Below are 14,444 nucleotides of genomic sequence, written 5' to 3'. Positions count from 1 at the left end.
ACTATCTGCCGAGGCGTTCCGCACATTTGCGGAGCGTCAGGGTAAGATCTTCCTTAACAACGGGCTTTTTGAGATATTCGAAAATGCCTATCTCCGCTGCCTTGTCAATGTAGGGTTTTTCATTGAATGCAGTGGTAATGACTATCACTGCTGAGGGGTTTTCATCGAGTATCCTTCTGGACATCTCTATTCCGTCCATAACAGGCATCTGAATGTCTGTTATGATTATGTCGGGTCGGTGTTCTCTGTACATCTCAAGGCCTTCTGCGCCGTCCTTTGCGGAGTAGATGGTGTCGAAACGTCTCTTCAGAAAACGCATAAGGCTCTCTCTGACGCTTGTGTCATCCTCAACATGCATCACAGAAAGATTCTTCAATAACTCAACGTCTTTGTTGTATTCTTCGTTCATGTTTCCCCTTGCTCCGTATATTTTATACCTACAAAATAAATCCCGCAATTAAAAATAAATTGTTCATCATCAGGAAAATCCAAAAACAAGTGGAAATTATGTACTTAAATTTATATATTTCCGAAAGACACATACAAACGGAGGTTTTCAAAATGAGTGACTGCAACTCAAACAGCTCCTGTTCTTCCTGCTCCTCGGCGGCGGGATGCAACACGGACGAGAAAAAACAGCATGCCAGAAAGCGGCTTGATGACAGGCTGTCGAAGATTAAATACAAGATAATGGTAATGAGCGGCAAGGGCGGTGTGGGTAAATCCACAGTAAGCGTGAGCCTCGCTTCCGCTCTGCATTCTCTGGGCTACAGCGTGGGTATCCTTGATGCCGACATCCACGGACCCAACATCCCCAAAATGTTCGGTCTGGCTCAGAAGGGTGTTCAGTCCGGCGAGAACGGACTCGTTCCCTTTGAGGCAGTGGACGGCCTTAAAGTCATGTCCGTCGGCTTCCTTCTGGAGAACGACAGCGATGCGATAATCTGGCGTGCACCCGTTAAACACGGAATGATCGAACAGTTCATCTCAGACGTTGACTGGGGCGATCTTGACTTCATCATTATCGACCTGCCCCCCGGCACAGGCGACGAGCCTCTCAGCGTTGCGCACACCATCGGTGCTGTTGACGGCGCTGTGATAGTTACAACTCCTCAGGAAGTTGCACTGCTTGATTCCAGAAAATCCGTGACCTTTGCCCATAAGCTGAAAATCCCGGTGCTGGGAATCGTGGAGAACATGAGCGGACTTGTCTGCCCCCATTGCAGCGGCACTGTCGACCTGTTCAAAACAGGTGGCGGCGAGCGCATGGCAACGGAGATGGAGGTTAATTTCCTCGGCAGAGTGCCCATAGACCCCATGGTGGTCATTCAGGGAGACACCGGAAAGCCTTATGTGCTTGAGGTGAAAGACACCCCCACGGCAAACGCTTTCAAAGAGATAGCTCTCAACGTTGCCAAACAGACAATAGCGAAATAACAGTGTCATCCTGAGCGAATGCGAAGGATCTGAAACTGAGATTCTTCATTGCATTCAGAATGACAGTATCTGATCTATAATTCTGAGGCCGCCCTGTGGCGGCCTCTTCTCTTTCCCTCTTGCCGTTTCCCCTTTCTCATTATATCCTTATCCAGCAGGTGAAATATGGGATACAGAACACTGAAACACTGTCTGGACGACCTTGAAAGACACGGACAGCTCAAAAGAATAGATGCTGAGATAGACCCCTGTCTTGAGATGGGAGTCATTCAGAGAAAAGTTTATGAAGCGGGCGGCCCCGCACTGCTCTTTACCAACGTAAAGGGATGCAGATTTCCCATGGCCGGAAACATATTCGGAACAATGGAGCGCACCAGGTTCATATTCAGAGACACTCTTGCGTCCATCGAAGCTATGGTTAAGGCAAAGACCGACCCCGCATATCTGTTCAGAAATCCTTCGAAACTGCTGAAACTTCCGGCGGCCGGGCTGAATATTCTGCCTAAGACGGTGAGCAGTGCGCCTGTTATGAAAAACCGCATCGCTCTGAAAGACCTGCCTCAGCTTGTGGGCTGGCAGAAGGACGGCGGGGCGTTCATAACCCTTCCGCAGGTCTATTCCGAATCACCCGTCAAGGGCGGGTTCAGAAACAGCAACCTCGGCATGTACCGTGTACAGATATCCGGCAACGACTATGCGCCGGATGAGGCAGGACTGCACTATCAGCTCCACAGAGGGCTTGGGATACATCACACCGAGGCACTGGCCAAAGGTGAGAGGCTTTATGTCAACGTCTTCATCGGCGGTGCGCCCTCAATGACAATTGCCGCTGTTATGCCTCTTCCTGAAGGCATGCCCGAAATATCTTTTGCGGGAGCACTGGGCGGACATCGCATACCTTTTTTCAGACCGGAGCAGGGCACAGCTGTCTATGCTGAGGCGGACTTTGTTATCTGCGGATACATAGACGGAACTCTGAAACCCGAAGGACCTTTCGGCGACCATGTGGGCTATTACAGCCTTAAACACGATTTTCCCGTGATGAAGGTCACCGGAGTTTTCCACAGGGACGGAGCGATTTTCCCCTTCACCACCGTGGGCAGACCTCCGCAGGAAGATACCAGCTTCGGCAATTTCATCCACGAGCTCACAGGCGAGCTTATCCCTGACGTTCTGCCGGGCGTGAAGGCTGTTCATGCGGTAGACCCCGCTGGGGTGCACCCTCTGCTGTTCGCCATCGGCTCGGAACGCTACACTCCGTACCAGAAGCAGGACGAACCGAAAGAGATACTCACTCAGGCCAACGCTATTCTGGGGCAGGGTCAGCTCTCCCTTGCGAAATATCTTTTTATTACGAACCATGCGGATAATCCCGCACTGGATATACATGACGCTGAAGAATTTTTTACCCATGTACTTGAGCGGGCTGACTGGCGCAGAGACCTGCATTTCCAGACCTCTGTGACCATAGATACGCTGGATTATACGGGGCACGGCCTGAACAAAGGGTCGAAGCTCACCGTGGCAGCCTGCGGAGAGAAAAAACGCACACTGCCCGACAGACTGCCTGAGAATATAAACCTGCCTGACGGTTTTGATGCTCCGAGGGTTGTCATGAACGGTGTTCTTGCCGTCCGTGCGCCGAAACACACTGCCCCCAGAGGGGAGTACGATCCTGCGATGATAAGATTCTGCGAATCTTTTGAGGCGGATAACCCTGTGAACGGTTTTCCGCTGATTGTGCTTGTGGACGACAGTGATTTTACGGCGGCAAATATAAATAATTTCCTCTGGGTAACGTTCACCCGCTCCAACCCGGCAACCGATGTCTACGGCATAGGGGCATTCACACATGCCAAACATTTCGGGTGTACAGGTTCAATGGTCATCGATGCCAGAGTGAAGGCATACCATCCCGAAGCGATGGAGATGGACGAAGAAGTAATTAAGAAGGTCGAAAACATGGCCGTCAGGGGCGGTGCACTTGAAGGGTTTTTCTGATATCAGTTTTGAGGTAAAGTTGCGGGGGGCGAATTCTCCGGGAATATTATGTAAAAAATAACGCCGTCCGGTGTGTTTTCGGCGTGCAGAGTACCGTTGAAATGGTTTTCGATGATAGTGCGTGACATATAAAGCCCTATACCGGAACCGTGCTTTTCCTGTTTTGTCGTAAAATAAGCCACAAAAATCTTTTTCAGGATATCCTCAGGGATTGCCGGCCCGTTGTTAAAGATTGATAAATAGTAGTTATTATCTTTTTTGTCGATATTGATGACTATCCTTCTTGCATCATTTTCAACGCTTAAAAGAGCATCTTTCGCATTGTTAATAATATTCAGAAGAACCTGTCTCAGCTCTGACATGAAACCGAAATACATATCGCTCGGGTCATCAGGGTTATTTTCGTAACTGCAATTCTGTATCGTTCTTATGTTGTAATGGCTAAGCTGCGGTTGAACCAGCCTTAGGGTTCTGGCGACCTCGTAATCCAGAGAAAAAATCTGCTTCTGCTTACCCGCAGAAAAAAAGTTTCTGAAATCGTCAATGGTTTTTGACATGTAGTCTACCAGCTCAGAATGCTGTTCATACAGTTCTTCACGTGTCTTTCCATAGTCTTCGCCGCTGTCCATATCATCAAGCATCTGCATAACAAGCCTGATATTGTTCAGGGGTTGTCTCCATTGGTGAGCAATAGCATTTATCATCTGTCCCATATCTGCAAACCGTTGCTGTTCGGCTATCATTTCCACATGCTGCCTGTTTTTTTCCACTTCCTGTTTAACCCTGTCCTGAAGTTCGCTGTTGAGCTGTTCCAACTGCTTTTTGATCTGTTCCTCGTGGGTACGGGCAGCTTTCATTTGGTTCATATTCTTTATTCTGCCGACAGTCAGATAGAACGCAAGCAGCATCATGGCCAAAGTTATTAAATGAACATACAGAGCATGCGGATGTGAAACAGCCCAGCCGTTAACGGGTTCTGCAACCATTCTCCATTTGCCGCTGGGGATGCTGATGCTCATATTGATAACATCGGTTTTGCTGAAAAGTTCCGGTTCACCATAGATGATATCTTCTTTGTTGCCAAATACATCATAACCTTTCAAAGCAAATTTGATGGGATTAGTGGAATTAGCCTTGCTGATGGATTCCATCATAAGGTTGAAATTTAATATAGAGGAAACCAGTCCCCAGAATACACCCTTATCATTGTACACAGGTACTCTGCCTACCAGTCCTTTTCCGCCCTGAATCAGATCCACTGGTCCGGCCAGAACAACTTTTCCTGTTTCCGCCGCCATCTTTGCTCTTTCCCACTGCCCCGGAATATTTCTATAATTCTTTCCAAGAAGTGCCTCATTTCCTTCCAGAGGATAAACATATTTGAATACAAAATCAGGCGACGCAGTAATATTTTTTAAATGTGCGTTTCTTTCAAATAACTCTTTTGCAAATCTATTGAAATCCGCTGTCGTAAGGTCAGGGTATATGGAAATGTATGATGCCATGGATTGTATCAGAAGCATACTGCTGGTGACTTCATATTCGAGCTTGGCTCGCAGTTCACCCATCTTTGAATAAACCTGAGCCTGCTGCAAAGAAATATATTGTTGGCGAAGACTTTTCTGGATCATGTAGTCACCAGTGAAAAGAATAAACATCACCAACACCAGCTCAATTATGAGATATCTGATAGTGTCCTCGATATGTTGTTTCTAATATTATACATCTTAATAAGTGATATGAGAAATAATTATTATACGGTTAAATCATTGTATTGTTCATCGTGCTAATAGAAATAAGAAAAGGGTACTGATTTCAGTACCCTTTTTTTGTTTATGCCTGGGACGGGAATCGAACCCGTACAGCCTTGCGACCGAGGGATTTTAAATCCCTTGTGTATTATTTTGATTTGTTTTTATCTGGATTATTATTCTTTTATATTCTATTTATTAACAGTGGTTTACTTCTGGGATGGCTTCGTAAAATTTATTGACTTTTCTATCCATTTTGGCATAATTTGCTATATCTGGTTAGAAAAATAGTTAGAAAAGTTAGACATCAAAAGAGGCTTAATATGGCTGTTATGGTTAAATGTTCACAGTGTCATGCAAAGGTATCTTTGAAGAATTCCACATGTAAATGCGGTAATGATCTGAAAAAGGACAAAAAGAAGCTTTACTACATTGTTTATACGTTTAATGGAAAAAAAGTTTGGGAACATGCAGGGCATAGCCTAAAATTTGCGAAAGAACTCGAAACAAAAAAGAAAAACGATCTTATTGACAGAAAGGTTGGGCAAGTCAATAAAGAACTTAAAAATATAGTCTTCAGTGACTTTATTGATAATCAATTCACACCTCACTACAGGCTGAAAAATAAAGCGTTTAAATCGGAAAAAAGCCGCTTTAAAGTTATTAAAGAACAATTAGGGGATATCCTGCTTAAAAGTGTAACTGAATATGATATTGATAAATTTCTTAAATATCTCCAACTGGAACGTAAAATCTCCAAGAGTACTATTAACAGGTATATTGCCACGGTTAAGCGGATGATGAACTATGCTATTGAGCTGAATATTATCGTAATTAACCCAATGAGACATATAAAACAGATGCCTGTTTCTAATGAGCGCACAAGATATTTGACAAATGAAGAGGTCGAAAGAGTGCTTACGGAATGCAGGAGAAGCAGAAATAAAAATTTATACTACATTGTCCAAGTTGCGTTGAAAACAGGAATGAGGTTCTCAGAAGTACTTACTCTGAAAGGTAAAAATGTGAGTTTGATAAATAGATCTATAATCATTGCTCAGCACAATACAAAAAATGGTAAGCAAAGATTTATCCCTATTAATGATGCCTTATATGACGTTCTGGTGGAATATTTTAATCAATGTGGCAGTATTGGAGACGAAGAGAAACTTTTTAAAAATAAAAGCATTCGTGGCGCATATGAAAATGCAATTAAAAGAGCAGAGATAAACGATTTTAATTTTCATGATCTCAGACACACTTTCGCCAGCCGTTTAGTCCAAAAAGAAGTCGGTCTTTATACCGTCTCAGAGCTTCTTGGCCATAGCAACATCACAGTTACAAAACGCTATGCCCACCTCAATCAGAAAAACCTTCGTGATGCCGTCGAAAAGCTTTAAATTATAGCCTTGTTGTAATTTTGGTCAAATTACCTTTAGTGCAATATTGATCAATGCCATCATTCGGAAAAATAAGTAGTCTATGGTATGTATGTCATTAACATCTATCTGAGTTAATTCAGCATGCCTTATATGGTATTGATTTCCAATCTCTGTTAATTGCTTAAACTCATTTTCAATAATGTACTTATTAAGATTATCTATTTTAACAATCCTATCTACAAGTTGATTTGCTGAATCCTTTTTATCACTTGGATTTATAATTGTTTTAATTCTTTCAAAAGCATCCCAAAGGTCTCGCAAAGCATATTTTCTATCATCAGTTTTAGGGCTAATAATTTGTGAGCATGCCTCAAGTAAATGTTTTTTAAGTTCGGTTTCAGTTTTTGATATATCAATCTTATTAATAAGATTTTGCATCCCTGTTTGTAGTTTTCTTTTAATACTGCCGTTTTGATCAAGATAAAAAACTACGCCATTTCTTTCAAAAAGTTGGTTAACTTCTTCTCTAAATTTATTTTTTGCATCTTCAGTTACAATTTCTTTGATATGATGGTGTTTCATATAATAGTGATAGTTTATTACTTCGTAATCCTTAATGTTATCATAAATGAACTGTAAAAAATCAATAATGGCATAATTGAGTTTTTCGTCTACTGATTCTGGCTTATTAAAAGCATTTGTTTTAATCAGTGAAAAAGATAAGTCTGGTATTATGCTTTGGATCCTTCTTATAAATTTGTTTTCATCGAAACCGCACACCACTCCATCTCCATCGCTGCATAGCATGCTAAAAGAAAAAGAAAGGTTATTTTTGTAACTTTCGTGTAGCTCTAACAATGTGTTGTATAAGTTATTAGATATATTCTCAGTAATAAGTTCCTTTTTCCCTTTTTCTTGATCACTGAAGAATTCTGTCATTTGATACCTCAATTATATTAGCTTTTATGAAATTATTGTAGCATGATGTGAAGATGATATGTTGGAATATTTTCTAAATTGTGAGGATTAATCATGGCTTATAGAAATGGAAATTACGCAGCTTTTTACGTCGCCGAACCATTTGTTGAAAGCACACTTGGAGCATATGCAACAAAAGACTTTCTTTATTATCAATTGTTGAGAGCTTGGAAAAGTACGGATTCTTCATTTCCATTTAATGATTCACATAACAAGACATACAACGTCCGAGATGATAGCGATTGGGAAACTACTTTGAAACCAAGGCTAAGAGAACGTCTGAGAAACTCAAAAAATATAGTGCTTTTCCTTAGTGCTAATACCGTAAATTCAAGGGCACTGAGAGAAGAAATTGACTACGGAATTAACAATCAAGAGCTACCGGTTATTGTAATATATCCAGAGTATGCAACTAAAGAGAGTCTTTTGACAAACGGGTATCTGAAAGATAGTGTAAAAAGTCTATGGGATAAGCTTCCTATCTTCAGAGACTCTATGAGTAAAGTTCCTACTCTCCATATTCATCTTGAAAAGAGTATAATTGAGAGAGCATTAAATAATACAAACTTTATGTTATCCACAAAAAGAGATGCAGATATTTATATATACAAATCTTAAGTTCGCTTAGCATAGGAATAGGGTAATCATGACAAAAGTAAGTTTTTTCGATAAGAGGGTTATTGGAAGTTTTCTTAAGGCCACTTCTGTTATAAGTACAATACTGTCGTTGGTTGTTCTTTTTGTTGATATCCCTGCTAATAATAAGACTATTTATGGATGGATTTTTCTTGTGCTATTAGTAGTGATTTATTTTATTATTTGGTTTAAATCGAATAATTTAAATAAGATTGATATTAATATTGAAGGAAGTGATGTGATCATTAAGGTGGGTGATCTTTTCCAGCAAGAAGGATTAAAAGCAATTGCATTCAATGAGTATTTTGATACCCAAGTTGATGATCAAGTAATAGCAGCTCATTCATTAAACGGAATATTCATCAATCAATATCTGGATGTTTCTGTCGCTGAATTTGATGAATATATCAACACATATAACCTTCAGAATAATCAAATATTAGGAACTATTCAAACAAGATCTCGAGGTAAAAAAGATCGTTTTCAAATAGGCACAATTTGCGTATATGAAGACTACTTGATAACAGCATTTTCTAAATTTGATAACAAAAATAAGGCAAGGCTTACAATGCCTGAGTATTTGGAGTTTTTAATTACATTTTGGGATAATGTTAATAATGTTTACGCTCAAAAAAGCGTATCTACTCCAATTTTTGGCTCTGGTATCACATGTATTGAAGGTCATAAGGCCATAAGTGATGAGGAGTTACTCAAAATTATGCTATGGACATTTCGAATTAGTGAGATGAGATTTAAATATCCAGCAAAGCTCAGTATCGTTATTCATAAAGATAAAATTGATAAAATAAATCTTCTTGATATTAAATATGCAAACAATATGATGTGAGCATATAATTGAGAGTAATTTAGTTATAAAATATAAAGATTATAAAATAACCCCTCTTTCGAGGGGCTATTTGTTAAAACTTCTCTAATTTAGAAGAGTTTTGATCAGTTTTGATGATTTGTAGCTCATCAAGGATCTTTTGTCGTTCCCAAAAGATATTGTCCAGTGATAGATCTGGTCTCATTTTAAACTCTTCCTGATTCACCGAGTAACTTTTAGGCTTTAAGGTTGTCATGCAGCCGGCAAAGTTGGGGAATTTTACATAGCACTGTAAATCAGGCAACTGCATAATCTGCGATGAGATGAACAGCGGTTCTCTGACTTTTTGCCTATGCATATTTACAGAGTTTCTTTCTGATGATCCGAACGTCATTCCGCTCAAAGCCTTGTGATATTCAGTATCGCCAATTTTGCGACTTAAGAAGTCGGCAGTGTCTGGGTCATTTACACCGAATATAGCATTTGTGCCGCAAGCATTGATAATAGTGTTTCTGAGGTCTTTGCCGTAGATATTATCTATCTGGCCGATATCTTGAATACCCAGAAAGACTGCACCTCCTTTACTTCGGGAGAGTGTCAAAAGCTCAACGATTCTCTGCATCTTCTGAAGAGTTCCAAACTCATCCAAAATAAAGAACAGCCTGTTATTTGGATCGTCAGGCATAGATATCAGGTTTCTGGCAACTGTATCTATGAACATTGTCAGAATCGGCTTAAGAGTCTCTTTTAGCTTATCATAATTGGAGATGAACAATATTCCTGATCCGTTTTTCACCCATTCTTCAATGCTGAATGAGTCGTTATCATCTTTGAAATATTCAAAGATTTTAGAATACAGGTGCATTGTTGACAGAACTGATCCTGTCTGTTTATTTGATGGGTCTGCTATGTGTGCCGCTCCTGCTGTGCCACCTTTGGTGTTTCGAAGAAGTTCTGCTAATTCTTCAGGCGACTTAGTCAGTGTGTTCCATAGAGTGGAATAATTCTTCTGGTTTGTCTGGAATAGGTGACTTACAACACCTGTAAATACATCCCTTGCCGCCAAATTAAAAAACGGCTGTGATGTATGGGCTTGCTCTGGAATCAGAGAGGCCGTCATAGATATGATATCCATAGGCGTTTTCATATCTGAAAAGATATCCCAGTTGATAGATCTGCTATCCAGAGGGTTAAATAGCAAATCTCTTTCAGGATCAAAGAATCTGCTGACGTAATCACCTTTAAAATCATAGATGATTGCCTTTTCTCCTCTTCTTCTGAGTTCTTCGATAAATGAGCTTGTCAGGACAGTTTTCCCTTTGCCTGTTGCTCCTACTATGAAGCAATGCTTCACCTCTGCCTTGATAGGCATCTTGACTTCTCCAAACGGTAAACTCAGTTGTTCCTTTCTAAGCTGCTTTCTCAACTCTTTTGGAGTGCTTAGTTGAGATCCTCTGGCGTACTCATCCTTTGATTGGCTCTTAGCTTTGTTGCTGAAGAACTTATGCAACGGAAAGAACAGCAGAAATACTAACAATGATTTTATCGCTACTGACCTTAGAGCCAATAAATCTGTCATGCCTTGCTCATAATAGACTGAAAACAGGTTATGAGCTGCGACTTCAATAACCTTGCCGTCATAGTTCAGGTGCATGGTAAAATTCGGAAATGTCTTTGCCAATGCGCCCGACAATAGCCACTTGTACATGTAATAGAGCTGATCCTTGTCATACGAGAAGTAGACGTAAGTTACCACTACTGCTACATACACAATTGCAAGAGCAGCGAGGATGAATAACATCATCCTCATTGACATTTTAAGGTTATGAAGCCACGCTTCAAAGCCTGTGTAATTATGATTTTCACTCATTACATGCTCCTTAGTTTTCCAGCAACTTTTTCATTTCTGCTGCTGTTTGTGGTGATGAAGTTGATAATAGATAAAGAGCTTTTTTGATCTTTACCATGTCGTCCCATTCGTTCCGGTTATGTTTGTTCACCATGATAGCCAGACCTTTGTTGACGTTGATTACCTCGTCAAAGATCTGTTTCAAAAGTGTGGTGTCATAATCGCCAGAAGCATTAATTTCAGATTCGATTTTTTTCATAAAATCCATTAATCTGGCCTCGAATGCTTTCTGTTTGCCGATGCTTCGGATTAGCTCTCTGATCGCTTCGCTGATAGTCATATTCTTTGACTCAGCGAAGGACTGGATAGCGGCATAATCCGCAAAACTGATCCTGAAAGTGATGTTCTTATACATCTGTCCTCCGTATTAATTTTGTCGTGCGTTGTCAGTGCATTGTCTGGCCAGACGTTTCAGCAATTTTTCGCACACTCTGTCATGCATTTTGCATTACAGAATTCTTTATTTAACTTACTTATATTCTTTAATTTTCTTCTGATTCTTCAAAGCAACATGGTTGCGTGAAGTATCCTCCTTTTCCGAGTCTTAAAATTCTATCTGGTTGTCAATTTCTGTTTCGTGGGTGTTGGTGTTCTCAAGCATGTCATGAAGCGATATTTCGTTTTCATGAATGCTTGCCCGATCTGCGAGTTTGTCAGCGTCATCGGTGTATATGTTTATGTCATCTGTGGCTCTGGTCATTGCCACGTAGAAGCTTTCAGAATTAATCATTTTGTCGTTAGATTCGGTGACATACTGGACAGTGTCGCATGTCTGCCCCTGAGCTTTGTGGACTGTCAGAGCGTACCCATAATCAAGGTAATTATAGTTTTCAGGTTTGAAATTAACTGAATCGCCGTTGTCTTTGTTGATTGAGAGAATACCGTTCTCATAGCTCTCTATTTGCCCTGTCTGCCCATTTTTGACATCAATAAGGTAATCATTCTTTTCGAAGACTATTTTGTCTCCTATGGCGAATTCTTTTGTCTGCTCTGTAAATGCTGAAATGTGGTTTCCGTGTTCCGATAGGTCGATTGATTCAGTGTAGCCTTTGGGATTTATGACATTAAGGCTGTTGTTTTCATGGTCTATAGATGAAATCTGCCATTCTGAGCCAGCTTTAAAATTATCAATGGCTGCTGTTATAAATATGCTCTGTCCAGCTTCATAGCTGTGTGAATTAAATTTATCGGTTTGGCTAATATTTATCTGTTCTCTGACAGTGAGTTCAAAACGGTGAGTGTTGCTATCTAATAGACGATCTCTAATATTAATATTCAATGTATCTTTAAGGTCATTCTTATGTGTCAGAAGCAAGGTATCCTTATTCGCCTGAATATTTGAAATATAGTCTTTAATAGCTTTGCTGGTGAAATCCGATTGTTCATGAATTTTGTCGTTGGCAGATAACGATGAAAAAGCTTGATGTACACCATTATCATTTATTCCCTGGTGGTAATCTTTAACCGATCCGACTATCTCTTGAGCAAGTGAGGTCTGTTGACGTAAATTCTCAGAGAGAACTACGTCTGCACCGAATTTGTCGATAGCGTCTTTGAAAATTTGCCCAGCCTGAATTGGCTGAAGCTGTTTTGTATCACCTATAAATATGACTCTGGTGTCAGTTTGTTGAGCATGTGCAATAATAGATGCGAATTGCTTAGATGAAATCATCGAAGCTTCATCAACGATAAGAAGTGATGCTTGATCAAGTTTAATATGCTGATCCCAGTTGTTCAGAAGGCTATGGAGTGTATGAGCCTGAATATTACCGCTAGTTTTTTCCTCAATTTCTGCGGCGGCTTTCCCTGTGAATGAGGCTCCGATAATCTTAACTTCAGATTCTTGCTGCAAGATGCTCGCAACCATATCCAGAGCATATGTTTTGCCCGTTCCTGCGTCTCCTTGAATAAATGAGAATCGTTTATCTGTAGTTGCAATATGCTCTACAAGTTGTTGTTGTCCAGCAGTCAATGAGGTGTTTTCAAGATACTGGCTCACCAGTTCAGCCGTCATATATGATTTGATACTCTTCTGGTTTTCAATAGTGTTTAGAATCGCTTTTTCTGTTTCTATTACATTGGCTGTTGTGTAGATCGCTTGCGGTAAATTGATTGTCCGAGCGCCTATTCTTGTTGGGACTTCTCCAACTTTTTGAATTTGTTCATTTGAAAGAGACTTTTGGAGCTCTATTTTGAAATCTTCAATAGTGCGTGAGCCAACATTTAGCTTGAGGTATGTTTCTGCGAACAGTTCTTTTGTAAAAGTGTTCTGGTTTTCTGTAATAAGATCCGCTGTCTTTTCTAATGTGTAGCTTTGAAGTTGCTGCTCAATGGAATTACAGACGGCTTGTTCTATGCTGTCTCGGCTGACCTGAGATTCCCACAGGTCTTTCAATTCTGCTGAGGTAATGGATTTGTCTTTTTCATCTCTGCTGGCCAAAATAGCTAAGTCTTTTAACTTCTGCTCTGAGGCTTCAGGATACTGTTCACGTAGTTTATCAATATTTTCATTCAGGTATTTTGTGACCTCATCTGACCTTTTAGAGAATTGATCAATCCACTCCTGTTTAAAGCCAGATATCTCAAATGACGATCCTCTGCGGTCTATACTATATCCAAGCTCAACAATATTTTGAGCCAAATGGTTCTGATAAACCTGATTGATAATGTTTTGAGAAATAAATAGGGATTCATTTGAGACTGCTTTCCATTCTCCGTTGGATTCTGTCATGTTCATAATTATTGCGTGTGTATGTAGCTGCGGATCATTGGCTCTGGATGTGGAATGCATAAATGTCGCGGCTACAACATTGCTAGTATTCTGATATTTTGTTTGACCATTCTCCGTGCTTCTTGAGGTAACAATGGTCTCAATATGTTTTATCGTGTCTCTGACAGCTTCTTGATGAGCTTTGAGTATTTCAGCGTGTCCGCCATGTAATGCATATATAGAGACGCTTTTAGGCGGTGAGAAGACAAAATCTATTCCAGCTCGGTGTTCACCATTTACTCCAAGTGCAACTAACCTTTGACCAGTCTCTGGATGCCTACCATCAAGTATTTTTACAAAGGTATCTTTCGATACTTGTCCATTTAGCCCCAGCTTTTCAGCACCTTGTCCTTGCCATTTTGAGTTGCCTTCAGGTTCTTTACTAAGGAGCGGGTCTTTTTCATAATAGTATTTTTCAGCGTTTGAAGCTGATATAGAACGAGCAAGGCTCATTAGCATTTCCTAACAGGTACTTTTTTACTTGCGAGCCAATTATTAATGTCATCTCTGTCAAATAAAAGGTTGCCGCCTTCCTTGATATGTGGAATTTGCTTTTTGTGTGTCATTTGATAAATGGTGCTAACAGCTTTGTGCAGGTATATTGCCACTTCCTCTACATTCATAGGTTTATCCATCGTAGCCTCCTGTTTTGTTTACCTAGACATAGCTTTTTTTATCTGATAAGAAAAGTTTGTTACTGGTCAGGTACCTGCACCTTTGGGAATGTACTGGGCAACTACCTCTCTAGGATGGG

General features: G+C 40.4%; 12 protein-coding genes. 5 read left to right on the top strand and 7 right to left on the bottom strand.

Going from position 1 to position 14,444, the window contains the following annotated elements; all coding sequences use genetic code 11:
* Position 1: 1 nt before the first annotated feature.
* A complete protein-coding gene (locus tag C8D98_RS00240; protein ID WP_132870943.1) occupies positions 2–409 on the bottom strand; it encodes a response regulator in 408 nt (135 codons plus the stop codon).
* 152 nt (positions 410–561) lie between these two features.
* Between C8D98_RS00240 and C8D98_RS00235 the strand changes: the two genes are divergently transcribed.
* Positions 562–1,437: an Mrp/NBP35 family ATP-binding protein gene (locus C8D98_RS00235; RefSeq protein ID WP_132870941.1), complete on the top strand. Its 876-nt coding sequence runs from the start codon at positions 562–564 to the stop codon at positions 1,435–1,437.
* 165 nt (positions 1,438–1,602) lie between these two features.
* Entirely contained in the window at positions 1,603–3,438 is a 1,836-nt protein-coding gene (locus C8D98_RS00230; protein WP_132870939.1) for a UbiD family decarboxylase, read from the top strand.
* A gap of 2 nt (positions 3,439–3,440) precedes the next feature.
* Here the strand turns inward: C8D98_RS00230 and C8D98_RS00225 are convergent, their stop codons facing one another.
* Complete coding sequence (locus C8D98_RS00225) at positions 3,441–5,096, bottom strand: sensor histidine kinase (protein WP_132870937.1); 1,656 nt, start codon at positions 5,094–5,096, stop codon at positions 3,441–3,443.
* 416 nt (positions 5,097–5,512) lie between these two features.
* Between C8D98_RS00225 and C8D98_RS00220 the strand changes: the two genes are divergently transcribed.
* Entirely contained in the window at positions 5,513–6,589 is a 1,077-nt protein-coding gene (locus C8D98_RS00220; protein WP_132870935.1) for a tyrosine-type recombinase/integrase, read from the top strand.
* Between the two features lie 24 nt (positions 6,590–6,613).
* On the opposite strand, the gene C8D98_RS00215 is transcribed toward C8D98_RS00220, so the two are convergent.
* A complete protein-coding gene (locus C8D98_RS00215) occupies positions 6,614–7,510 on the bottom strand; it encodes a hypothetical protein (RefSeq protein ID WP_132870933.1) in 897 nt (298 codons plus the stop codon).
* Positions 7,511–7,603: 93 nt separating this feature from the next.
* Between C8D98_RS00215 and C8D98_RS00210 the strand changes: the two genes are divergently transcribed.
* Both C8D98_RS00210 and C8D98_RS00205 read left to right on the top strand, forming a co-directional pair.
* Positions 7,604–8,167 (top strand): TIR domain-containing protein, encoded by a 564-nt coding sequence (locus tag C8D98_RS00210; RefSeq protein WP_132870931.1) that lies wholly within the window; start codon positions 7,604–7,606, stop codon positions 8,165–8,167.
* Between the two features lie 28 nt (positions 8,168–8,195).
* Positions 8,196–9,032 carry a macro domain-containing protein gene (locus C8D98_RS00205; protein WP_132870930.1) on the top strand — a complete coding sequence of 279 codons (837 nt, stop codon included), beginning with the start codon at positions 8,196–8,198 and terminating at the stop codon, positions 9,030–9,032.
* A gap of 73 nt (positions 9,033–9,105) precedes the next feature.
* On the opposite strand, the gene C8D98_RS00200 is transcribed toward C8D98_RS00205, so the two are convergent.
* The 4 genes from C8D98_RS00200 to C8D98_RS00185 all read right to left on the bottom strand — a co-directional run bounded on the left by C8D98_RS00200 (position 9,106) and on the right by C8D98_RS00185 (position 14,325).
* Positions 9,106–10,881, bottom strand: a complete 1,776-nt coding sequence (locus C8D98_RS00200; RefSeq protein WP_132870928.1) for a type IV secretion system DNA-binding domain-containing protein — start codon at positions 10,879–10,881, stop codon at positions 9,106–9,108.
* 10 nt (positions 10,882–10,891) lie between these two features.
* Positions 10,892–11,275, bottom strand: coding sequence for a hypothetical protein (locus C8D98_RS00195; protein WP_132870926.1), 384 nt, complete (start codon positions 11,273–11,275; stop codon positions 10,892–10,894).
* 189 nt (positions 11,276–11,464) lie between these two features.
* Positions 11,465–14,143, bottom strand: coding sequence for a MobF family relaxase (gene mobF, locus C8D98_RS00190; protein WP_165871129.1), 2,679 nt, complete (start codon positions 14,141–14,143; stop codon positions 11,465–11,467).
* Positions 14,143–14,325: a helix-turn-helix domain-containing protein gene (locus tag C8D98_RS00185; protein ID WP_132870923.1), complete on the bottom strand. Its 183-nt coding sequence runs from the start codon at positions 14,323–14,325 to the stop codon at positions 14,143–14,145. The genes mobF and C8D98_RS00185 overlap by 1 nt, the downstream gene beginning before the upstream one ends.
* Positions 14,326–14,444: the final 119 nt, after the last annotated feature.

The sequence above is a fragment of the Seleniivibrio woodruffii genome, assembly GCF_004339245.1.
Taxonomy (GTDB): domain Bacteria; phylum Chrysiogenota; class Deferribacteres; order Deferribacterales; family Geovibrionaceae; genus Seleniivibrio; species Seleniivibrio woodruffii.
This window is presented reverse-complemented; position numbering and strand designations above follow the sequence as displayed.

Bases quoted from the DNA above. Each gene is read 5' to 3' on its own strand.
- C8D98_RS00200 (WP_132870928.1), bottom strand. From the start codon at position 10,881: ATGAGTGAAAATCATAATTACACAGGCTTTGAAGCGTGGCTTCATAAC.
- C8D98_RS00235 (WP_132870941.1), top strand. From the start codon at position 562: ATGAGTGACTGCAACTCAAACAGCTCCTGTTCTTCCTGCTCCTCGGCG.
- C8D98_RS00220 (WP_132870935.1), top strand. From the start codon at position 5,513: ATGGCTGTTATGGTTAAATGTTCACAGTGTCATGCAAAGGTATCTTTG.
- C8D98_RS00225 (WP_132870937.1), bottom strand. From the start codon at position 5,096: ATGTTTATTCTTTTCACTGGTGACTACATGATCCAGAAAAGTCTTCGC.
- C8D98_RS00185 (WP_132870923.1), bottom strand. From the start codon at position 14,325: ATGGATAAACCTATGAATGTAGAGGAAGTGGCAATATACCTGCACAAA.
- C8D98_RS00230 (WP_132870939.1), top strand. From the start codon at position 1,603: ATGGGATACAGAACACTGAAACACTGTCTGGACGACCTTGAAAGACAC.
- C8D98_RS00205 (WP_132870930.1), top strand. From the start codon at position 8,196: ATGACAAAAGTAAGTTTTTTCGATAAGAGGGTTATTGGAAGTTTTCTT.
- mobF (WP_165871129.1), bottom strand. From the start codon at position 14,143: ATGAGCCTTGCTCGTTCTATATCAGCTTCAAACGCTGAAAAATACTAT.
- C8D98_RS00210 (WP_132870931.1), top strand. From the start codon at position 7,604: ATGGCTTATAGAAATGGAAATTACGCAGCTTTTTACGTCGCCGAACCA.
- C8D98_RS00195 (WP_132870926.1), bottom strand. From the start codon at position 11,275: ATGTATAAGAACATCACTTTCAGGATCAGTTTTGCGGATTATGCCGCT.
- C8D98_RS00215 (WP_132870933.1), bottom strand. From the start codon at position 7,510: ATGACAGAATTCTTCAGTGATCAAGAAAAAGGGAAAAAGGAACTTATT.
- C8D98_RS00240 (WP_132870943.1), bottom strand. From the start codon at position 409: ATGAACGAAGAATACAACAAAGACGTTGAGTTATTGAAGAATCTTTCT.